The following is a 20,315-nucleotide window of genomic DNA, read 5'->3' as shown; positions in this document are numbered from 1 at the left end:
CGTGGAGCTTAAGGATCGGATGGGCATGCACGACGCCGAGGACGCGCCGAAGATCAGCACAGGTGCCCCGGCCATTAGCATCGTCATCGCCACACACAACCGCAGCCACGAGGTCCTCGAAAACGTCGACGCCCTGCTGCCGCAATGCGTCGGCCAGGCGGTGGAGGTCATCGTCATCGACAGCGCCTCGGCGCCGGCGCACGCCGATGTGCTGGAGACCCTGAAGGCGCGCCCGGGACTGAGCTTCATACGGCTCGACGAGCCCGGCGTTGCCCGGGCCCGTAACGCGGGTTTCGAGGCAGGCAAAGGCGATTGGATTGCATTGCTGGACGATGACGCGGTGCCGCGGCCCGGCTGGGTACAAGCGGCGATCACCTACGCGGCCCGCTGTGACGCCCAGACCGCCATCCTGGCGGGGCGGGTGGTCGCACACTGGCCCGACGACGCCAGCAGTCTTGAAATACCGCCGAGCCAGCTCGGACCGCGAGCGCGCTTGTTGTTGTCGGTGGTCGATGAGGACGGCTTCCGCGACACGACCGATCATCCCATCGGCGTCGGCGCCAACTTGTTGTTCCGCCGCAGCGCGCTTCAAGCTCATGGTGGGTTCGACGTAAAGACCGGTCGGGTCGGCTCGAACCTAGCCAGCGGGGAAGAGGCCCAGATGATGACCGATCTGATTGGAGCAGGTTATCGCTGTTGGTACGCGGATGCCTTCGTCGTGGACCACAAGGTCGATGCTGGCCGTCTTACGCGCGCGTGGCTCACAGAGCGCGCGCGCAAGGAAGGCGAGGTGGAACTGAGAGGTTTGAAAACGCCAGGCCAGAAGATCGCGCGAGCAATCAAGATGATCGTCGCCACCCCGGTGCTGGCCGCGTTCCAGATGCTCGACCGGCCCGAACGCGAATATTACCTGCGCCTGAACCACAACATTGGTCTGCTGCGGAAGCTGTTCGGTCTGGCAAGCTGAGGGGGGGCTCAGGCGATGGCCGGCGCGGCTTTCGGTGTCGCCCGATGGGCCCAGGCCATGATTGGTCGTTCAAAGAATCGCCAGGAGACGGTCGCCAAGCCGATGGTCAACACAAGTTCGATGGGGGCCGAGATCCAGTCCGGCGCTTCGAATGCGACGCCGAACTTCCGGGCCGCTGCCTCGACGTTGTAGAAATGAATGAACTCGTGGAAAACGTAACAGCCGTAGCTTATGCGTCCCAGGTTGCGCAGGGGCCTTGTGTCCAGAAGGGCGACGAAACGCGAGGCCTGGTTCCTCGCGATCTGGAAGACCAGAAGCGCGGCTGTAGCCGCGACTGCCGGCGCATAGACGCGCCAGACGATCTCGTCCTTGAGGACTGTCAGGGGCAAGATGAGAAGCGCCAGGGCGGCGATGCTCTGGGCCGCCGTGGAAACCAGCCATGCCGGTACCCGCCGGTCGAGGTTCAGTCCTGCCAGACCACCCAAGGCGAGATAGCCAAAGCCGATCATGGGATTCAAGCCGATGACCTTGGACGATGCTCCGGCCCATTCGAGGCCCGCCTGAGTGATGAGACCCACAACCACGAAAGCAACGCAGATCTGACCGGCGGCCTTGCTGTGGGTGAACAGCAGCAAGGGTGCAAACAGCACATAGAATTGCTCTTCGATCGCCAGCGTCCAGAAGTGGTTGAAATGGCCTACCCAGTGGCCGGTCGTGAACACATAGATGTTCGTGGCGTAGAGCAGCATGGCCTGGGGCGCGCCGCCTTCGAAGCCATCGAAGTGAACGTACAGCGAGGCGATCAGGAAAACGCCGATCGTCGCGTAATAGACGGGGAATATCCTGGCCGTGCGTCGAAGATAGAATCGCCCCAGACCCGCAAGCGTTGTCGTCTCGCCAGCCTCGACTGCCACCCGCGTGCGAGCCAGGATACGGGTGATCAAGAGGCCGCTGAGCCCGAAGAAGAGCATCACCCCGTCGCCGCCAAGGGATCCATACGTCCCTTGATGAAACTTGTGGCTAATGAATACGAAGACGAAGGCGATCGCGCGCAAGCCATCAAAACCCTTGATGCGGCGTTCGTCGTCGAGTCGCATTGGTCGTAGCTCCGCCCGCTTCTACGTGGCTCTTTGCCGGCCAGGGGACAAGGCAGCGGTTGCGCTGCTGGCCTCGGTGCCCTCCCGCGCCGTCAATCTGGCGCCCAACCGCAGAAGCGGCCGCTCGAAGAAGTGCCAGGAGAGCGTCGCCAGCGCGATGGTGATGAAAAGCTCCAGGGCCAGTTGAACGTTAGCCGGCGCGTCGATCTCCAGATGCAGCTTATGGAGCACCGCCGTGACGTCGTAGAAATGGACGAACTGGTGCAGGATATAGAAGGCATAGCTCACCCGGCCGAGCGAGCGCAGCGGCCACAGGTTGAGGAAAGCCACGACCGGGGTCTGTTGGTTGCGGGCGATCTGGAATAGGAACAAACCGGCCACAGTGCAGGTCAGCGGTCCGAAGACGTTCCATGCGTCCCGGAAATGTCCGAAGACCAGCGGGATCGCGATCAACGCCAGGCCAGCCGCCGCCTGGGATTGCGCACTCACCAGCCATGCGGGCGGCTTGAAGTTTTTCAATGAGGCGAGAAAGCCGCCGACGCCGAGCATGCCGAAGGCGATCAGCGGATCGACGTGAATGGCGTTCGGGTGGGTGTTCACCGATACGAGCCAAGCCAGCCTTGCCGCGCCGGCGAGCATGAAGCCGATGCAAATCCGAAGCAGGTATTTGCGCGGGGTGAACAGCAGGATCGGCGCCAGGAGCAGGTAGAACTGCTCCTCCGCCGACAGCGACCAGAGGTGACCAAAATGACCGTGGGCCCCGGTCGGCGTCATCTCGATATAGATGTTGGTGCCATAGAGGGCGTAGATCGTCGCTTCCACGCGCGAGAAGCCGACGAATGAGGTGAACAGCGAACCCAGTGCGAAAACACCGAGACAGGCGTAATAAAGTGGGAAAATGCGCAGGCTGCGGCGCAGATAGAAGTCACCCATCGACCGCCAGGTCGACTGGACCCCCGCTTCGACCTTTGCGCGCATCTCCGACAGAATCGAGGAGATGAGCATGCCGCTTAGCACGAGAAAGAGCCAGACGCCGACGGAACCATAGGAATCGTGGTGCGGCAGGGTCGTTTTGTGGCTGATGAAGACCATCAGGACGGCGATCGCGCGCACGCCGTCGAAGCCGGCGATACGATCTTCCGCCGGCCGGGCGACGGCCTTGGCCGACCGGACGGCGAAAATCGCGCCTTGATCAATGGTTGCCATGGGTCAATACTCGAGCCGATGCTCCGCAACCGAGACATGGTTCGGCCCCGGGGGCCGTCAGACTTTCTTGGTTATAAACGCCTAACTCTTTGTCACATCAATTCGGCCAGAAGGCGTAGGCTCTGAGCGTGACGGTGCAGGCGTACGTCTCGCCAAATTGAGATCCTGAAAAATGTTGTTTGCGCGCCGGTCGGTCTATAGGTGGGTTACTCGTCTCTTCCAGACGATGGATAAATGAAAAGAAGCGTAACGATAACATTTTCCTCCCAGGCCGAGCTTATCTCGCAGCACAACATACGCTTCGGCTTGACTGGACGCTAAGCTGCATTGTCACACTGCCACAACTGGTGATTCAGGGTAGATGAATCTGCTGTAGGCCACCCGCCGGAAATCCCTGTATTGAATTCAAAATTCAAGTGCTAGCGTATATTATCGAATGGCGGGTGCGACACATTTTGGCGTTTCCCCGCCGAAAATGTCGGGCCACACATTGCTTGCCCCATTGCAATGGGGCCGGAAGGTTGTTTCAGAGCCTGTCCGCTGACCGAAAGCGGTATCCGTATGGTAGGAACCCAACTGTCCCAATACACCAGGCACGCCGGCCGTCGGTATCTGCATCCCACAATAGGACAAGGTGAGCCACCGGCTTTGTCGTGATACGACCAGTGGAACTTCTCGCACCGAGTAGGTCTTTCGTTCTGAGGATCTGACATGATTCCGATCATCAAGCCCACCATGGATGGGGCCGAGGCCGAGGCGGCGCGCCGCGTCATCCTGTCCGGCTGGGTCACGCAAGGCCCCGAGGTGGCGGCCTTCGAGACGGAATTCGCCACCTTCACAGGCGCGCCGCACGCTGCGGCCGTCTCGAACTGCACCACGGCCCTGCACCTGGCCTTGCTGGCGGCGGGGGTGAAGCCCGGCGACGAGGTGGTCACGGTCAGTCACTCCTACATCGCCACAGCCAATTCGGTGGCCTATTGTGGCGCGATCCCCGTCTTCGTCGACATCGATCCGACCACCTACAACATTGATCCGGCTCTGATCCAGCACGCGTTTTCGGCCAAAACCAGCGCGATCCTGGTGGTCCACCAAATGGGCTTGCCCTGCGACATGGCTGCTGTGGTCGACATCGCCAAGGCTAGGGGCTTGCCCCTAATCGAGGACGCGGCCTGCGCCAGCGGCAGCGAGATCTTCTGGCACGGTCGATGGGAGAAGGTCGGAAAGGCGCACGGCGACGTGGCCTGCTTCTCCTTCCACCCACGCAAGATTATGAGCACCGGCGATGGCGGTATGCTGACCACCAAGCACGCTGACTGGGTCGCCAAATTCAAGTCGTTGCGCCAGCACGGCATGAGCGTGCCCGACACGGTCCGCCACGGCTCGACCCAGGTGATCTTCGAGACGCACCCAGTGCTCGGCTACAACTATCGCATGACCGACATCCAGGCCGCTGTGGGCCGCGAGCAGCTCAAGCGCCTGCCCGGCATCGTGGCCCGCCGCCGCGCGCTTGCCGCCCGCTACGCCGAATTGCTCGGCGAGGCGCAATGGCTGGGCCTGGTGCGCGAGCCGGCCTACGCGCGCACCAACTGGCAGAGCTTCTGTGTCCGTCTGCCGGACTCCGCCGACCAGCGCACTGTCATGCAGGCTATGCTGGATGCCGATATCGCCACCCGCCGCGGTATCATGTGCGCTCACCGCGAGGACGTCTATGCCTCCCGCCCCTTGCGCATGTCCTTGCTGGAATCGGAGGCAGCCCAGGATCATACCATCGTCCTTCCCCTCTATCCCCAGATGACCGATGAGGATCAACAGAAGGTCGCCTCGACCCTGATCAAGGCTACCCGGGTTCAAAATCCAAGGCCCATGACTCCAATTCTGGAATTCAAGCGAGATGTGATGGAGGTCCCACATCGGGGCCGGTCTGTGCGAAAGTGAGAGATAGGAATGGCGAGCATCCGGCGCGCCGTGGTCGCGGTCTATTTCGAGAAGTACGCCACCCTCATCCTGAATTTGGCGACGCTGTATGTTTCGTCGCGGTTTTTGACACCCAACGAAATCGGTGCTGCCTTCCTTGGCGCCAGCCTCGTCGCGCTCGCCGAGGGTATGCGGGACTTCGGCGTCACCAACTACATCGTCAACGCCGAAAAACTCTCGAAGGGGGAAATACGCACTGCCTTCACCTTGATGCTGGCGGTCGCCGTCGTCCTTACGACCGCCTTCGTCGCGACGGCGGGCCTCTATGCCGCCTTCGCCCACGAACCGCGTCTGGAGAACTTTGTCCGCACCGTGGCATTCGGCTATCTGTTCTCCAGCATCGGTTCGCCGATCGTGGCTCTGCTTCGCCGCGACCTAAAGTTCTGGAGCATCGCGGCCATCAACCTGGGCTCCGCTCTCGTCGGCAACATCACCACAACTGGCCTGGTGATGATGGGCTTCGGCTATATGAGCTTCGCCTGGGGCTCGCTTAGCTATCCGCTCTCCACCTTTGTCTTTGCCGTCCTCATGCGCCCGGACCTGTCCATCTTCCGGATCGAGCTCACAAAATGGCGCGAGATTCTGGCGTTCGGCGGCTTGAACACCGCGACCGGCCTTCTGACCACCCTCGGGGAGGTCATTCCAACCTTCATGCTGGGGCGGGCCAGCGGCAGCACCGATGTAGGTCTCTACAGCCGAGCCCAACAGGTCACACAGATGCCCAGCCGCCTAGTCATATCGGCTATCTCCGCGGTGGCCCTGCCAGGGTTCGCCGCCCATGCGCGCACGGGGCGTCCCCTCAAGGCCCCCTATCTCAAAGCCGCCGCCAGCCTGACCGCATTCCACTGGCCGGGCCTGGCGATGGTCATCCTCTTCGCCTATCCCCTGGTGCACACCCTACTGGGACCAGGATGGGAGACCTCCATCCCGCTGGTGCAAGTGATGGCGGCCGCCACCATGCTCTGCTTCCCCGTCCCCCTTATGTTTCCGGCCTTGGTAGCCGTCGGCGGCATCCGAGACACGGCCAAGGCCTGGATCATTTCCCTGCCGATCACCAGCCTGATCATGATCCTGGCGGCCCAGCATGGCCCATTTATGCTAGCGCTCTCGATCTTCGCCACCACGCCGATCCAGGTGGGCGTCGGCCTCTGGTTCCTGATGCGGCGGCTGAAATTGAGCGTCGGCGAATATCTGCGCGCCCTACTGCCCAGCGCCGTCGCCACCCTCGCGACGGCGCTGGGCCCGCTCGTCGTCATCGGACTGAACGGCCTCGACATGAACCTGTCGGTCTTACAGACTGTCCTGGGCGGCGGGCTTGGCGCAGTGTTCTGGTTCCTGGCCATGGGCTGGACCCGTCATCCGTTTGCCGCCGAACTGGCTTATCTGCTGGGCAGGATCCAGGCCTTGGCGCCTGTGCGCCTGCGCGCGCCCTTTGCCCACCTCCGGCGCTTCCTGGGTGAGGACACCGAACAGGGGCAGGCGCCTGCGCCGGCCGACGCGAACACCGGCGGACCGCTTCTTCGAAGGATTGCCTGGATGGCAGACAAGCACTGACTGCAGGGGGAACCGGTGATGAATCACTCTGACGCCATGGATTCTGCCGGCGCGAAAGCCGCCGGCTCGGATTTCAAGCGTGCGTTGGGCCATCTCGCCGCGCCCGCCGTGATCTCCGCTGCCCGCATCGTCACCCCCTTAACCTCGCGGGGCGTTAAAATCGCCTGGTTTGATGTCTGGAACTCGACCCTCGACCAGGTCTTAGACGACCTACCGGCAATTCCCGGCTGCGACCGCGATCTCTATCGTGAACTCACCCAGCCTACGAGCGTCCAGAAGCGCCACGCCCTGGCGACGGAGAGCGGCCGGCCGACCGCGCTCATCTCGCTGCGTCGCCGCCGCCGGTACTGGGAGCCCGTCGCCTATCAATCGCTTTCTGGCGTAATCGCGCCCACGTCCTCTCCCGCCGCTCTTGGTCGGGCGCTACACGCCCTGGGTGTCGAGGTCCGGGTCGAGGCGGGGCTCGACAAGAGCGTCGTGGATCTCAAGCCGCGATCCTACTGGTCTCCAGACAACTACCGCGTCGACCTGCAGGGCGACTATGAGGCACTCTGGAGCCGCAATCACCGCAAGAATGTGCGCAAGGCCCGCCAACGTTGCGACGAGTTCATGCGCCTTCGCGTCGACGATGTGGGCGACCTGGAATGGTGCTGCACCCAGTGGAGCCGCGTGTGGGAAAGCAACGACGCCGAGGAGACGGTCGCCGCGGAGGATCGTCTGCGGTTCTGGCGCGCCTTCATGAAACGGCAGACCGCCGACAGTCCGATCCAGTTCCACACCTTGCACCTGCTCGACGGCGGTCGGCGCACGGCCGGCACCGTCCTGATGTGTCAGGACGGTGCCGTGCTCGGCCAATGCATCGTTCGCGACCCCGAATACGACGGCTTTTGGGTCGGTGTCCGCATAATGCAGGCTTCGATCGAATGGGCGGCAAGCGCTGCGTATCGCCAGTTCGATCTCGGTTCCGGGCAAGACTACAAGCAGAGTTGGGGTCAGCCCGTAGCCGGGCGTTATGGTGCGATCTTCCGCCCACTTGCGGTCAGCGCGCTCTATCGGTTCGGACTTCTGTGACGACGCAGCGACATTAGCCGATTGAGCAAACGGATCGAGCTCTGCATTGCTGAGGACGACCGACCCGCCCCCAGTGCTAGCCCAGAAGCCAAGCAGAACTTCACCGGGTGCCACAAAGCCGGGGAAAACGGCTCTGAAAGGTGTTACTTCGAAGGTCCTAATATTACCATCGTTCCAGCCGGCAACGCCACCCAGGGAGCCGGTGAGGCCCGACAGTCAGACAAGTTGCACCCCAACAGGCTGTCGGGCCGCTTGCGCGGATTCCGCTCCCGGCCAAATGAGCGCGTGCGGCCCGAAGTCTGCGGGGTAGCGGCAAACGCCGCCGGACCTGACCGGCAGGATCTACTTCGCGCCCGGTGACAACGATTATGTGCTATTGATTATATAAGAAGAATTCATCCAAACGAATAATCAAGGAGTAGAGGCGAAGCGTATGGTATCAGGCGTACTCCGAATAAAACGGCAAATGTGGGACCTGCAGGCCATATTGCCAGCTAATCCAGGCTGACGCAGCTTTATGCCCGATCTTACTTGGTAGGCTTAAGAAACACGCAAAAGCTTGCCTAAGCGGAGCGGCAGGTTCGGAGTGGTTTGTAGCTCGGCGCAACTCTCTTTCCATCGCTGCAGCTATTCACCAACGGGAATTCCGTTGCGGCCAGTCCAGCGCTCGAGCGCGCTTTACCAAAGCGAGGGTTCCAAGGGCTAAGGCGCCCGGCGCTCAACTCTTGATGTATTCGCCGTCGAATCCAGCGAACTTCGCCAGACCGCGGTAATCGAGCAGGCGGACATGCCCCTGCCGGAATTCGAGAAACTTCCGCTCGCGAAGTTCCCGCAGCATTCGATTGACGTGGATCGGAGTAAGGCCAAGGGCGTCAGCGAGGTCGTATTGGGTGAGCGGGCAGTCGAAGCCGTTGCGGTCAACTGCGCCTACTCGTTGCAGACGCGCTGTCAGCTCGAGCAGCAAATGTGCTGTCCGCTCTAATGCGTTGCGTCGTCCTGCGCTGGCAAGGTGCTGAGCCATAACCGCCCCATTGCGCAAGAGGGCTCCAACGATGAACGCGAACAGACGAGGCGATTTCATAGCGGCAAGCGTCAATGTCTTGGTGGGTGCCACCAGCAATGAAAGTTCAGTTTGAGCTACGAATGTCCCAATAGAGCCGCTTCCAGGTGATTGAGACAGAACGACATCGCCAGTCAGGGCAAAATCGAGAATTTGTCGCTGCCCGTCCGGAAGCTCATGGGAAATGCACCCCCAACCCGACTCGACGACGTAAATACGATCGTTGTCGTCACCTTGGCTGAAGATTACCGCGTCGACTAGATACCGCTTCGCGGCGAAGCCGAGGGTCTTGATCAGAGCGGCGTCGTCATCGTTAAGTCCAACGTATGACAAACTGTGCTCATCTCCTCTCGAAAAAAAACGTGAAGCCTGTGTCATCCCTAACCCTACCCAATTCCTATGTACCCTCCTGAAACTCATCATGCATATTAAATTTTAGCTTATGAGCGTTCTTTCAGATCTCGCCAAAGGAAGGTGCCACGACATCAATCTCCTGTCGAAACCTGGATCGGAATAGGCCACGGGTCGATTGATGCCGCCTAGAGCTTGTATTATCTATGACTTACTCCTCTTAAAATTCTCCCTCATTGACTCAACGATCTCACTGGCAACGAGACAGCTCCGATTGTCCGCCTGGTCGGCGGCATTGCGCAACGTCAGGGACGCATCCCGCAGCAGGCCCCTGATCTGCGCCGGAGATAACAACTCCGATGCTTCAAGTTCCAAGAGGACCGATTCACTCACATGCAGCGCTGCAAGCGCAACTACCCGAGGTCTTGTTGCAAGCAGCTTCAAGAGATCACCACTGCGCCTGTCCCGCGATTTCTTTTTTGCCATCGTCGCCCTTCAGCTGCCCGGACAAAAAGCTTCTACTTCCCACACTTTGATAAGTTTACGCCGCCAGAAGCTGGGAGACCCTCGTGTTTGTGGGCGCGGCCTCTGCTTAAGGTACCGCAGTTTGCCATGGTGACACAGAGGCAAGAAGATACCGAATTAGCGGTACCTCCCACCGCATCAGCACGAACGGTGAGAAGACTCGCTGTTTGGAGTAAGATCTGCCGCGTCGTGACGCGATGAGCAGTCGCTTTCTTCAACCATAATTCTGCTTCGCAACGAGGCTGTCCGCTTTCAGAGAAAGTCCCGGAAACGCCTGAACCTGCCCCTCAGTCTTGTCGAGATATTGCATCAATGCCGTCACCAAATGGTAGAAGATGCTGGCAGGAACCTCCGTCGCCAGCGACCGACCGCGCTCGTCGATCCTGTCCATCCACAGGCCAAGCGGCGCGGGATCGATATGCCATCTGAAAAGGCGCGCGACGCGAGCTTCGATCTCGGGTTTCAGATCAGGCCCACCGATGTTGTCCAACGCGATCGCCGCCTTGATGGCTTCGCATTGAGGCCAGCTGCGCGAGAGCCTGTCGAGAGGCATCCCTTGTCGCGAAACGGCCGCATAAGCCAGCCCTGTGGCTCGATTCAGTCCGCTGGCGACCGCCGACGAGTAGAGTTTCCTCGCGTAAGCAGCCAGATCTTTCTGTCCGGTTGCCCGCGCGAAGTCGACGAGCAGGGAGGCCCATTCGAAATGGTGCCCAGGCTCGGTCCACTGTCCCTTGTCTCCGGGCAACGGCAGCCAGTCGGCATCGAAATATTCGCCCAGCGTCCAACTTTCCTGGTCGAAGAAATGGCTGCGGAATAGATCGATGATGCGAGCCGCTCGACGCAGATATGCGCGATCGCCGGTTGCGGCGTACCAGGCAAGGAATGATTCGAGCATGTGCATGTGTGGGTTCGAGGACCGAACCCCGTTCCAGCCTGGTGTCTCGAGGAAGCCATTTAAGCTCCCATCCTCAAGGTGCGAATCGATGAAATGAAATGTCTCCTGTGCAAGCTGAAGGGCAGGTTGGTGGCCGCAGCGATAGGCATGAGCAAGTGCCAGGAGCACGCAGGAATGGTCGTAGGCATCCTCCGCCGGATCGGCCACGCTTCCATTGGAATTGAGGGTGCGTACCCAGCCTCCACGATCTGTGCGGCCGTATTTTGCGATGAAGTCTATACCATGATCGATGAGCTTGTCGGCGGCCCCCGTCCAGCCACGTTCCTTGGCCACAGCGAAAGCATAGATCTGGCGAGCCATCGTGCGCATCCGCTTGGGTTTGCCCAATGGCCTGGCATCGAAACCGAGCGCTTCGTGGAAGCCGCCATGCGCGTTGTCGACGCCTGCGTCTGACCAAAGCGGAAGGGTCTCGTTGAAGAGCCAGTGCTCGACGCGCTTGCGCCATGATCCGCTGACAATGATCCGGTCTTCCGACGCTGTGAATTTCGTCTCGAGGCGCCCGCTCTTCTCAAGTTGCTCGACGACCTTCTTCACGTTCTGACTATGGCTGACCGGGGCGATGAATATGGCGTCCGGCGTTGCGACCACCGCCACATCCTTCATTCCTATGACGGTGAGCAGCCGACCTTGACTTCTGAGGTAGGAGTTGTCGCAGTCCATGGCGACGACATCGCCCATTACGACGTTGCCGTTTCCGTCCACGGGGCTGGCCTCCAGCAAGGATTGCCACGACCCAAGATCGTTCCAGCGGAACGAAGCCGTCACCATCGCGATGCCCCGCGCATGTTCCATGACTGCATAGTCGATCGATGTGGAGGGGACAGCCGAGTAGAAGCCTTGCGGCAGGTAAACGCCCGACACATCCACCTTGGCAGTGCTGAAGGCGCGTTCGGCGGTTTCCCAGATCTCCGGGTGAAACTCGAGCAAAGCCCTCCGCATCGTGTCGGCACGAAACAGAAAGATACCAGCATTCCAGTAAAACCTCCCCGACGACAGATATTTTTGCGCCGTCTCGATGTTCGGCTTTTCGACAAAGCGTGAGACCGCGGCTGCGCCGTCACCATTGGCCGCAACCTCAATGTATCCGTACCCGGTCTCTGGATGAGTGGGCTTGATGCCGAACACGACAATGCTTCCCGAGCCGGCGGCGGGCATACCCGCTTCAACGGTCTTCCAGAACTGCGTCTCGGTCGATATCTCATGGTCGGAGGGAACCACGAGCACAAGCGCTTCGTTGCCGTGCTCCGAAATCGTCTGCAGTGTCGCAATGGCGACCGCTGCGGCCGTATTGCGGCCCAGCGGTTCGAAAATTGGCTTTCCCCCGTTCAGACCGAGCGAACTAATGTCGGAGATGACGCGTTCGGCATGGCGTTCGGATGCTATCAGATAGATCGGCGTTTCGTTGTCCGGCCACGCCTTCAGGCGCCGAACCGTCTTCGCCAGCATAGAGCCATCCCCCGAGAGATCGTGGAATTGCTTAGGATTGTCTTCGCGCGAGAGCGGCCACAGCCGGGACCCGACCCCGCCGCTCATAACAAAACTTACGATCCGGTGTGCCATGCTTCAGTTCCTCTCAGAATGTCTGGTTGTAGGCTCCGACCTCTGGATTGCGGCGCAGGACGGCGTCGATCGCCTCGAACATCTGTCGACGTCGCTCCGACGAGACGGGGCTTTCGACGACGACGACAATTTCGGGCTTGTTCGACGAAGCCCTGACCAGACCCCAGGTGCCGTCTTGAGCCACGACACGCACCCCATTGACGGTAACCAGATCAACAAGCGGCTGCCCCGCAAACTCGGTCCCGTCCCCCTTCATTTTCATGAAGTCGCCCAGGACCTTGTCGACGACGCCATATTTGACTTCGTCGGGACAGTGGGGGGACATTGTTGGGGTGCCGAAGGTCACGGGCAGGGCGCGGTAGAGTTCGGCCAGCGTCCTTCCCGGATTACGGTCGAGCATCTCGCAGACAGCAATCGCCGTGATAAGGCCGTCATCATAGCCACGCCCGATCGGCGGGTTGAAGAAGAAGTGTCCCGATTTCTCGAAGCCGGCGATTGCGTTAAGCTCGGCTACCCGCCGCTTGATGTAGGAATGTCCCGTTTTCCAATAGTCCGTGCGCGCGCCGTTTCGCGCCAGAACTGGATCCGTCATGAAAAGCGCGGTTGATTTCACGTCCACGACAAAGGTGCATTGCGAATGCAGGCTGGAAATGTCTCGCGCCAGCATGACGCCGACCTTGTCAGCGAAGATCTCGGTGCCCTCATTGTCGACGACGCCACAGCGGTCGCCGTCGCCGTCGAAGCCGAGACCCAAATCGGCACCGGTCTCCAGAATCTTGTCCCGGATGGCATGCAGCATCTGCATGTCTTCGGGATTGGGGTTGTAATGCGGGAAGGTGTAATCGAGCTCCACGTCCAGTGGGATCACGTCACAGCCGATGGTCTTCAGCACCTGTGGCGCAAATGCGCCAGCCGTCCCGTTGCCGCAGGCCACGACCACGCGCGGCTTGCGTCGAGCCGTCCTTCCGGCAGTCAAGTCGTCGATGTATCTCTCACGAAATCCGGACACGAATTCGTAGCCGCCGCCACCGACAAGATCGAAGTCGCCGTTCAGTACGAGCGCTTTGAGGGCTGTCATCTGGTCAGGACCGAATGTTAGCGGTCTCTGTGCGCCCATTTTAACTCCGGTCCAGCCGTTCTCATTGTGGGAAGCCGTGACCATCGCAACAGACGGAGCGTTGAGTGCGAACTGGGCGAAATAGGCGGTCGGGGAAAGCGCCAGGCCGATGTCCTTGACATGTGCGCCAGCCGCCATCAGCCCTGAGACCAACGCCATCTTTATGGACATTGAATAACTGCGAAAGTCGTGACCCGTGACGATCTCCGGGCCGACCCCCATTCGGCGGATCAGAGTGGCGAGACCCATTCCCAGTGCTTGGGCGCCCATCAAATTGAGCTCGGGCTCTTTCTCCGAGCCAGGGTGGCCGAACCACCACCGCGCATCATATTCCCGGAAGCCAGTGGCTTTGATGAGAGCATTGTTCTCGAACGCGAATGTGTTTGGCCTGGCTTGGGCGACTATCGTTAAGGTCACGGCTACCGCTCCGGGATTGCGCCAATATTCCTAGCATGGCCGCGAACCTCGGCCCCTTCATGAATTCGGGTAGCGCTACCCCGCGGCTAGTGCCGCTTCATCCAATAGGTGGTGCCGATCGATGATCGAAAGGATATCTCGTCCAGGCATGGCGGTCGCGTATCGTGGGGGTAGGCCCGCATCGGGCGCCAACATCAATTGTGGCTCTGTAGTGCCGCTGACATCATTCGGATTGTCCTTTCACAAGAACGTCGATGATAGGCGTTTCCAGGCTTTGGCGCGTGCGCTCGACCTCATTCAGCCGGAGATCGAAAGGGAATCGGAACGACTTCGCCAAGCTCGGAAACGAATGACAGATTGTGCCGCATTTTGCCTGGAGGCGACGGAAAACGGGGATAGGGGCGAACGTCTTTCAGCCAAGCTGGTTATCCTCTCGCACGATCTTGCGGCAAACCAAGCACGAGAGTTGCTGCTGGAACAGCAGAAGTCATTTCTAGCCAAGATAAGGGCCGGTCTGCCGCGCATTCTTCATTCGCAAAGGATGTAGGTCTACGCCAATTGGCGGCGTTTACCTTCCCCCACGTCGGCGTAGTCTTTCTGCAAAAGCCGGGATCGCGGGCCCCGGCTCTTATGAGAACATCGGGCGGACGCCATGAAGCTCTGTATCGGGCGGCGTGCACGAAGGACTCTCCCATGCCCGCCGGAGACGTTTGAATGAACCGCTTGTTCGCCAACCAATGGCCTTTGGCAACCAATCAGCAGGCCAATGTCGGACAGGAATTCGTCGGCCTCTCGGACATAACCGGGTTTTTGAGACATTATGTCGGAACAATTACGGCCTGCCTTGCCGCGGCACTCCTGGTCGCATGGTTCTACGATTTGACCACCGATCCGGTTTTTACAGCCAGCGCCCAGATATTGATCGAACCGAAGCTACCGCAACATTTGCAGGAGGGCGGTGAAGTAAATCTGTCATTGGACACCGCACAAATTGAAAGTCAGATCGCAGTACTGCAATCTGAAAAGATTGCTTCGATGGTAATTGATCAGTTGAAATTGATTGAGGATACGAGTTTCAATCGCCCCGAGACACCGATGTTGCAGGAAAGATTCAGGAAACTCAAAGATATAATGGTGCAGGCTTTAGGGCTTGAGAAAAGCGCACGGCTGAACTCACTCTGGGGGCATATCGGCTTAGGCGCTCCGGAGTCGACCGCAAAGCTGACCGATTACCAGAAGTCCCGTCTCAGCATGCTGATTTTCCTCAGTGGCCTCGATGTGCGAAGGGTAGGTGTCTCCTACGCGATAGACATATCCTTCACCTCCGCCGATCCGGAGGGCGCCGCCAAGATTGCGAATGCAACGGCTGACGCCTTCGTGCATGAACAGATCGACACCAAGGCCGATTCGGCAAGAGAAGGTGGAGCATGGTTGGAAAAACGCCTTCAGCAGCTGCGCACCCAGATGAACGAGGCCATGGCAAGGGCGCAGGCATTTCGCTCTCGGCACGATTATAGCGTAGGAGGTGGTGCAAGTGCCGGTGGCGGCGTTAATTCTGAACCTACTCTCGAAGAACTCGAGGTAACTGCTGACACCTATCAGAAAATGTATGAGAGCTTTCTGCAGGCTTACACCAATTCGGTAAGCCAGCAATCCTACCCGGTTGCAGATGCAAGAGTGATCACTGCCGCGACGCCGCCGCTTTTTCCAAGCGCTCCAAAACCGAAGCTGGTGTTGGTCTTCGCTGGCGTCGCAGGGCTCATTCTCGGCATTGGCCTTTCCTTCGCGCGGCATTCGTTCGACTGGACCATACGATTGCCACGTCATGTCCGCGATAATCTGGGAATAGAGTGCGTCGGAGAACTACCGCCCACGAGCAGGCGCAGGGAATTCGGAAACGTCGACGAAGTGACCAAGCATCCGTGGTCGCGATACAGCCAGAGCCTAAGGAAAGCGCGAACCGAAATCAGCTTGGCGGAAACGAACCATCCGGTGAAGTTTCTTGGACTAACCGCTGTTTCGAACAACAGTCAGAAGACTTCCGTAGTCAGCAACCTCGCCACGCTCTATTCGATGTCCGGTCTAAAGACGTTGGTGATTGACGCTGATGTTCGCAGGTCGACGATTACCACAAGACTGATTGGGCACTCAAACGTCCAGAGCAACGAGTGCCTGGATCCCGCTCGACACAATATCATACGCGCTCTGGGGCGGCGGTTCGACGTTCTTTCAAGTTCCGTCGTGGATGCAAAGAACCTGCTCGTGCCAAGGAACATGCAGGTTTTCCTTTCTGAAGTTACTGCTGGGGACGCGGCAGGCTACGAGTTGGCCGCTTATGATATCGTCATCGTTGACCTGCCATCGCTTGAATCCGGGGCGGATGACCTGGTCGTTGGATCCGTGCTCGACGGTGTCGTGGTGGTTGCGGAGTGGGGAAAGACGCACGTCGACGCACTGCGGGAACTCGTGAGAACACTTCAGGCCTCCAGGACGCCTATACTTGGCGTGCTTCTCGCGAACGCGAGGGTAATGACGTCCAAGCACCGTCGGGTTGCCGCTAAGCAGAGCGCTTTCGGAAGCCGGCAAAGCGTGTAGAGCAATCATATGTGAGGATAGGGGGTAGCCCCTGGAGTATCGCGCTACCTCCTTTGCATTTCTTGCCGGCACGTTCCGTCCTTGGAAGACTGTCGAAGTTAATCAACGAGAAACAGCGACCGTCACATGACAAACGCCTTCGAAAAGCAGCACCAGGGTGAGGCGCTTTGGAGCCAACCCGTTGTGCCGGCCGCGATCGAAAGCAGGGCGATCCTGCATGTTGTTTCTGCGCGTGACTACGCCAGCACCGGAACGGTGTTGAATGAGCTGCCGGGTGTCCTCACCGGAAAGACGAACCCTCCGATTGGAGGCCTCCTCAAACGGATCATGGATCTGGCCATAGCCGGCGCAGCGCTCGTTTTGGCCGCGCCCGTCATGATTGTCGTCGGTCTGTTGATCAAGGTTACGGCCGGCGGTCCAGCCGTATTCTCGCATAGGCGAGTAGGCTTGGGTGGAAGCTCATTCAATTGCTATAAATTTCGCTCGATGGTCGCCAATTCGGACGAGGTTCTGAAGGCATATCTCGAGTCCAACGCCCACGCACGCAAGGAGTGGGAAGAGACCCACAAGATCAGGAACGATCCCCGCGTTACGCTTTTCGGGCGACTGCTGCGCAAGTCCAGCCTGGATGAGCTTCCCCAACTCATCAACATACTGCGCGGTGACATGAGTTGCGTGGGCCCAAGGCCGATCGTCGAGGACGAACTCAGGCGTTATGGCGAGCATCAGGCAGAGTACCTCGCAGCAAGGCCGGGGCTCACCGGTCTTTGGCAGGTGAGTGGAAGAAGCAGCATGGACTATAATAACCGCGTTGCGCTGGACAGCCACTATGTGCGGAACTGGTCGATCTGGCTTGATATCGTGATCTTGCTCAGGACCATCGTCGCGGTCATGCGGGTCGGCAGGGCCTCCTGAAACGTCGAACGATCACTTCTCGTTTCGATTGCAGTAGTGCGACAGAGACAAGCCTGCGAGGTAGGCGCAAGCCAAAAGAAATATCAAAACCAGAGATTTGCCACCAGTCACATGGCCCCACAGGCCTAGGCTATTCCAGGCAAGGATTGCGATCAGAAGCACTGCAGTCGCTGCCAGCAGCGCGGCAGCCTTGAAGCGTAGACCCAGAAGTATCCCTGCCACCGATACGGCCAGTATGCTTGTGAGCACCGATATCTCCAGTGGCACCCGCAGAAGGAGTTGGCTTTCCGCGGCGGGGAGTTCCGTCAGGGGCCGAGACCCACCGTGCGCCAACTGATAGGCGGCCTAGGAGTGCAAGGCAAGTGCTAGATACGGTGCTTCGGAATGCTGTTTGCGGTATTGCAAAGGGGTACTTGTAGAGCCACATATTTTTGGGTCGCAGCCCCATGCCTAACGCCCCAGCCATCCAACCCCACCTGCAACAGGTGGCGGTCCTGGTGAGCATCGACGGAGCCAGGATGCTGGCCTGGTTCGCGCCAAGCGGATCTGGTCAGTTCGTAGTTCCAACAGCAGTGGTGTCCGCCTGGACGCTTGCATCCGCTGCAGGCAAGCTGTCCAAGCCAGACTGCGGCAGGGGGATTTCGACCTTGATGGTATCGCCCGGCTCGACAAGGGTTGTCTCTTGGGCAGCAAGTTCTTCCGTGCCGGTGTCTTTCGGCCTCACAATGGTGAAGATCGGCTTGGCCCTCGCCGCACTCTGCCTTAGCGCCAGCAGAGCGGGCACAGCGACCTGCGTCTCGCTCAGCAACTGCACTGCGGTGTCGGATTTGCTGGTCACCTCGTTGAGCTGCTGCTGTGTTTCGCGCAAGCCCTCGGCGACCTCGCTGGAACGCTGATTGCTAAGGTTGAGTATTTCGATGTCTGTCTTGCTCATCTCCTGCCTGACACGCAGCATCGAGGTCTCGGCCGCTAATCTGTCGCTCTGCATCTGGGCGACAGTCCCCTCCAGCGCAAGTTCCCGTGGTGCAACCGCAAGGCCCTTCTGCACGAGATTCGAGACACCCGCGAGCTCCTTTTGGATGAGCTCGATCTGTTTGTCATGGAAAGTCAGCTGTTGCTCGAGCGAGGCCAGCTCCTGTTGCAGGAAGTCCTTGAGGTCTCGCAGTGAACGGAGCTGGGTCGCCAGTGCATCCTTTCGGATATCGAAAATCTTGCGTTCCTGGTTCATTGCAAGGGCAACGGTTTCGTTTGAAACCCTGTCCCTCAGTTCAGGGGGGAAAGCGATGTCGTCACTGCCGGCCAGCTCTGACTCCAACCGCGCTTTGCGTGCGAGCAGGCTGACATTGTTCAGAGCCAGCAGCCCGACATCGCCCCGGGCCGTGATGAACTCTCGTCCAAGCCGAGACACATCATCCTCGCGTATCGGCAACCCGCCGGCGACCCCAAGCGCCTGCAGCACTGTCAGGCCGGGCCTGTAGGGAAACTCTCCGGATTGCTTGACGTTGCCGACCACATAGAACGGCCTGTACTGGGCAATCTCCACGGCGACATCCGGCTGGCGGCCGAGTCCCATCTGCTGCATCAGCCGATCGCCTATGGCGCGGGCGAGAGTCCCAGGAGCGGTGCCCTCCGCGCGTATCTGCCCGACAAATGGCAGGAAGAGAGTCCCGTCGGCACCGACAGTGAAACTGTCGTTGAGAGCCGCCCACTCGAAGATCACATCACGCGATGCGCGCCATTCGTAGACTTTGAGCCTGACCTTGTCCTGCGGCCCAAGCAGGTACTCCGCGGCTGATGCCGGATACGGACAGACAGAGGCTGCCGCCAATGAAATCCCTGCCGCTGTTGAAAGCCATTTCCGCATTGTCTTCACCGTCGTCAGATCTTCAGGATGTATTCGGGTTCGATGCGCCCCATGGCGATATGCAGGATCGCGAGCGCGTTGCCGCTGAGACGACCTCTGCGATCGACATATGGCTCGGGCCAAAGGCTCTTTGCGAGGTTGGCCGCAATGTTCCTGAACATAAGGGGCAGTGCGAAAGAGGCTGGAACTGACCCCTTCTTTATCAGGTAGATCGCATTGACGACCTGGGAGTAGCCGAACCGCTTTCCGCTGACGCGGCCCGTTTTGATTCCGAGATGAACGCCCGTGATCGACGTCACGCATACGACGCGGCCTCTGGATCGCATTTGACTTGTGAAGTCGATGTCTTCTTGCCAGCCGTAGAGGACCAGGCGCTCGTCAAAGCGCAAATCGCCAACCAGCGAGGAGCGGAGCGACATATTGCATCCGTAGGCACCGACATGGTCGACCACGGACGCTCCATTCGGTTTTAGGCCCTCGGCTTCCCTCAGCGCAGCCTCTGCATCGTCCCAGGTGAGACCAGCATTGGTGGCGCCGTCTCTGACGACCCTGCCCATCACAACCGCCCATCCGCGATTTCCGGCAAAAGCCTGCTCGATCTGCTCCAGGTACTGGGTGGATGGAACGAAATCGTCGTCGAAGAATGTTATGATGTCGAAGCGCCGCAATGAAGGCACGAGAGCGGCGTTGCGTTGCGCAGCCAATCCTTTTGGACCGAACACATTCGACACAGGGAAGGGGCAGCCGTCCGGCAGGTCGATGTGTGTGGCGTCGGGTGCCGACAATATGACTTCGTCGGGAAGTCTTCTCTGGCTGCCCAAATATCCGAGCAGGCGAGCTACTTGCTCGCTGCGGCCGAGGGTTGGGATAATCACCGCAAGTTTCATGTTTCGTCCAGGCGTCGCTCCCCCTGACCATATTATGACGCGATGGCTCAAACAGCTTGAATAAAAGTGGGCGCGACCAACGCGGCCTACCTCATCGAGTACCAGCTTTTGACGTACTTCCTGCAAGCGGGTCACGACCATAAGCGGTAGGCGCATACGCGCCGGCAGCGGTCGGTGATCGATCGGACAACTTGCGATGG

14 protein-coding genes are annotated in these 20,315 nt (G+C 59.6%); 7 read left to right on the top strand and 7 right to left on the bottom strand.

The window, feature by feature from the left end:
- The first annotated feature begins 25 nt into the window (after window positions 1-25).
- Window positions 26-967 (top strand): glycosyltransferase family 2 protein, encoded by a 942-nt coding sequence (locus tag ACYG9R_RS28545; RefSeq protein WP_196813649.1) that lies wholly within the window; start codon window positions 26-28, stop codon window positions 965-967.
- Window positions 968-975: 8 nt separating this feature from the next.
- Here ACYG9R_RS28545 and ACYG9R_RS28540 read toward each other — a convergent pair whose 3' ends face one another.
- Both ACYG9R_RS28540 and ACYG9R_RS28535 read right to left on the bottom strand, forming a co-directional pair.
- A complete protein-coding gene (locus ACYG9R_RS28540) occupies window positions 976-2,064 on the bottom strand; it encodes an acyltransferase family protein (RefSeq protein ID WP_023697358.1) in 1,089 nt (362 codons plus the stop codon).
- Between the two features lie 21 nt (window positions 2,065-2,085).
- Window positions 2,086-3,270: an acyltransferase family protein gene (locus ACYG9R_RS28535; protein WP_023825213.1), complete on the bottom strand. Its 1,185-nt coding sequence runs from the start codon at window positions 3,268-3,270 to the stop codon at window positions 2,086-2,088.
- A gap of 711 nt (window positions 3,271-3,981) precedes the next feature.
- Between ACYG9R_RS28535 and ACYG9R_RS28530 the strand changes: the two genes are divergently transcribed.
- Genes ACYG9R_RS28530 through ACYG9R_RS28520 form a run of 3 tightly spaced genes read left to right on the top strand, consistent with a single transcriptional unit; the run spans window position 3,982 to window position 7,869 of the window.
- Window positions 3,982-5,205: a DegT/DnrJ/EryC1/StrS family aminotransferase gene (locus ACYG9R_RS28530; RefSeq protein WP_023825214.1), complete on the top strand. Its 1,224-nt coding sequence runs from the start codon at window positions 3,982-3,984 to the stop codon at window positions 5,203-5,205.
- Between the two features lie 9 nt (window positions 5,206-5,214).
- Window positions 5,215-6,798, top strand: coding sequence for an oligosaccharide flippase family protein (locus ACYG9R_RS28525; protein ID WP_023715459.1), 1,584 nt, complete (start codon window positions 5,215-5,217; stop codon window positions 6,796-6,798).
- A gap of 18 nt (window positions 6,799-6,816) precedes the next feature.
- The gene (locus ACYG9R_RS28520; RefSeq protein ID WP_023715460.1) at window positions 6,817-7,869 is read left to right on the top strand and encodes a GNAT family N-acetyltransferase; all 1,053 of its coding nucleotides are present in this window, start codon (window positions 6,817-6,819) and stop codon (window positions 7,867-7,869) included.
- Between the two features lie 718 nt (window positions 7,870-8,587).
- Here the strand turns inward: ACYG9R_RS28520 and ACYG9R_RS28515 are convergent.
- From ACYG9R_RS28515 to ACYG9R_RS28505, 3 genes are all read right to left on the bottom strand, one after another.
- Window positions 8,588-9,307 carry a Crp/Fnr family transcriptional regulator gene (locus ACYG9R_RS28515; RefSeq protein WP_023697353.1) on the bottom strand — a complete coding sequence of 240 codons (720 nt, stop codon included), beginning with the start codon at window positions 9,305-9,307 and terminating at the stop codon, window positions 8,588-8,590.
- A gap of 712 nt (window positions 9,308-10,019) precedes the next feature.
- Window positions 10,020-12,320, bottom strand: a complete 2,301-nt coding sequence (locus ACYG9R_RS28510; protein WP_050590588.1) for a mannose-1-phosphate guanylyltransferase/mannose-6-phosphate isomerase — start codon at window positions 12,318-12,320, stop codon at window positions 10,020-10,022.
- 13 nt (window positions 12,321-12,333) lie between these two features.
- The gene (locus ACYG9R_RS28505) at window positions 12,334-13,854 is read right to left on the bottom strand and encodes a phosphomannomutase/phosphoglucomutase (RefSeq protein WP_031199982.1); all 1,521 of its coding nucleotides are present in this window, start codon (window positions 13,852-13,854) and stop codon (window positions 12,334-12,336) included.
- Window positions 13,855-13,975: 121 nt separating this feature from the next.
- Between ACYG9R_RS28505 and ACYG9R_RS28500 the strand changes: the two genes are divergently transcribed.
- The 3 genes from ACYG9R_RS28500 to ACYG9R_RS28490 all read left to right on the top strand — a co-directional run bounded on the left by ACYG9R_RS28500 (window position 13,976) and on the right by ACYG9R_RS28490 (window position 17,364).
- A complete protein-coding gene (locus ACYG9R_RS28500; protein WP_155923357.1) occupies window positions 13,976-14,401 on the top strand; it encodes a hypothetical protein in 426 nt (141 codons plus the stop codon).
- Window positions 14,402-14,568: 167 nt separating this feature from the next.
- A complete protein-coding gene (locus ACYG9R_RS28495) occupies window positions 14,569-16,449 on the top strand; it encodes a GumC family protein (RefSeq protein ID WP_023825218.1) in 1,881 nt (626 codons plus the stop codon).
- Window positions 16,450-16,575: 126 nt separating this feature from the next.
- Window positions 16,576-17,364, top strand: coding sequence for a sugar transferase (locus ACYG9R_RS28490; RefSeq protein ID WP_023697347.1), 789 nt, complete (start codon window positions 16,576-16,578; stop codon window positions 17,362-17,364).
- 550 nt (window positions 17,365-17,914) lie between these two features.
- Here ACYG9R_RS28490 and ACYG9R_RS28485 read toward each other — a convergent pair.
- Window positions 17,915-19,228, bottom strand: a complete 1,314-nt coding sequence (locus ACYG9R_RS28485; RefSeq protein ID WP_031199985.1) for a polysaccharide biosynthesis/export family protein — start codon at window positions 19,226-19,228, stop codon at window positions 17,915-17,917.
- Between the two features lie 14 nt (window positions 19,229-19,242).
- On the bottom strand, window positions 19,243-20,115 hold the full coding sequence (locus tag ACYG9R_RS28480) for a glycosyltransferase family 2 protein (protein WP_023697344.1): 873 nt from the start codon (window positions 20,113-20,115) through the stop codon (window positions 19,243-19,245).
- Between the last annotated feature and the right edge of the window lie 200 nt (window positions 20,116-20,315).

Source organism: Mesorhizobium sp. RSR565B, from assembly GCF_054719465.1.
This window is presented reverse-complemented; position numbering and strand designations above follow the sequence as displayed.

Coding starts and splice junctions, on each gene's coding strand:
- ACYG9R_RS28535 (WP_023825213.1), bottom strand. CDS start 3,270: ATGGCAACCATTGATCAAGGCGCGATTTTCGCCGTCCGGTCGGCCAAG.
- ACYG9R_RS28510 (WP_050590588.1), bottom strand. CDS start 12,320: ATGGCACACCGGATCGTAAGTTTTGTTATGAGCGGCGGGGTCGGGTCC.
- ACYG9R_RS28525 (WP_023715459.1), top strand. CDS start 5,215: ATGGCGAGCATCCGGCGCGCCGTGGTCGCGGTCTATTTCGAGAAGTAC.
- ACYG9R_RS28500 (WP_155923357.1), top strand. CDS start 13,976: ATGATCGAAAGGATATCTCGTCCAGGCATGGCGGTCGCGTATCGTGGG.
- ACYG9R_RS28520 (WP_023715460.1), top strand. CDS start 6,817: ATGAATCACTCTGACGCCATGGATTCTGCCGGCGCGAAAGCCGCCGGC.
- ACYG9R_RS28485 (WP_031199985.1), bottom strand. CDS start 19,228: ATGCGGAAATGGCTTTCAACAGCGGCAGGGATTTCATTGGCGGCAGCC.
- ACYG9R_RS28495 (WP_023825218.1), top strand. CDS start 14,569: ATGAACCGCTTGTTCGCCAACCAATGGCCTTTGGCAACCAATCAGCAG.
- ACYG9R_RS28545 (WP_196813649.1), top strand. CDS start 26: ATGCACGACGCCGAGGACGCGCCGAAGATCAGCACAGGTGCCCCGGCC.
- ACYG9R_RS28515 (WP_023697353.1), bottom strand. CDS start 9,307: ATGACACAGGCTTCACGTTTTTTTTCGAGAGGAGATGAGCACAGTTTG.
- ACYG9R_RS28490 (WP_023697347.1), top strand. CDS start 16,576: ATGACAAACGCCTTCGAAAAGCAGCACCAGGGTGAGGCGCTTTGGAGC.
- ACYG9R_RS28540 (WP_023697358.1), bottom strand. CDS start 2,064: ATGCGACTCGACGACGAACGCCGCATCAAGGGTTTTGATGGCTTGCGC.
- ACYG9R_RS28530 (WP_023825214.1), top strand. CDS start 3,982: ATGATTCCGATCATCAAGCCCACCATGGATGGGGCCGAGGCCGAGGCG.
- ACYG9R_RS28480 (WP_023697344.1), bottom strand. CDS start 20,115: ATGAAACTTGCGGTGATTATCCCAACCCTCGGCCGCAGCGAGCAAGTA.